This window comes from Bradyrhizobium sp. PRIMUS42, assembly GCF_023006515.1.
Taxonomy (GTDB): domain Bacteria; phylum Pseudomonadota; class Alphaproteobacteria; order Rhizobiales; family Xanthobacteraceae; genus Bradyrhizobium.
In genome coordinates, this window is the sequence record NZ_JALBGZ010001248.1 from 1 (window position 1) to 1,043 (window position 1,043).

The following is a 1,043-nucleotide window of genomic DNA, read 5'->3' on the forward strand; positions in this document are numbered from 1 at the left end:
CCTGCGACGATGATGTCGCCGACCCGGAGCGTGCCGCGCTGGACCAGCACGGTCGCGACCGGGCCGCGGCCGCGATCGAGCTTGGCCTCGATCACGGTGCCTTCGGCCGGACGCTCCGAATTGGTCTTGAGGTCGAGAATGTCGGCCTGGAGCGCGATCATCTCGAGCAGCTTGTCGAGATTGGTCTTGTTCTTGGCGGACACTTCGACGTCGACGACTTCGCCGCCGAACGATTCGACCTGCACCTCGTGCTGGAGCAGCTCGGTGCGCACGCGCTCGGGCTTCGCGTCGGGCTTGTCGATCTTGTTGATGGCAACGATGATCGGCACCCGCGCCGCCTTGGCGTGGTTGATGGCTTCGATCGTCTGCGGCATCACGCCGTCATCGGCCGCGACCACCAGCACGACGATGTCGGTGACCTTGGCGCCGCGGGCGCGCATCGCGGTGAACGCGGCGTGGCCGGGCGTGTCGATGAAGGTGATCTTCTTGCCGCTCTCGGGCGACACCACCTGATAGGCGCCGATATGCTGGGTGATGCCGCCGGCCTCGCCGGAGACCACGTTGGCATGACGGAGCGCGTCGAGCAGCGAGGTCTTGCCGTGGTCGACGTGACCCATCACGGTCACGACAGGCGAGCGTGTCTCGGTGTCGGTGGAATCGTCGATGGCGTCGAACAGGCCTTCCTCAACGTCGGACGCGGCAACCCGCTTGACGGTGTGGCCAAGCTCTTCGGCGATCAGCTGGGCAGTGTCGGCGTCGATCACGTCGGTGATCTTGTGCATCGCGCCCTGCTTCATCAGCATGCGGATGACGTCGACCGCGCGCTCGGCCATGCGGTTGGCGAGTTCCTGGATCGTGATCGCTTCTGGAATGACCACCTCGCGGATGAGCTTTTCCTTCGGCTCGTTCGAGGCGTGGCCCTTCAGGCGCTGGGTGCGGCGGCGGAACGAGGCGATCGAACGCTCGCGCACCTCATCGGCATTGAGCGCGGTGACGACCGTCAGGCGGCCGCGCTCCTTCTGCGGGCCGGGCTTGTGGGTGGG

At 66.3% G+C, this 1,043-nt stretch carries 1 protein-coding gene; it reads right to left on the bottom strand.

Going from position 1 to position 1,043, the window contains the following annotated elements; translation table 11 throughout:
* A partial coding sequence (locus MOV75_RS39430) for a translation initiation factor IF-2 (protein WP_247008243.1) occupies nucleotides 1-1,043 on the bottom strand: 1,043 nt, incomplete at both ends.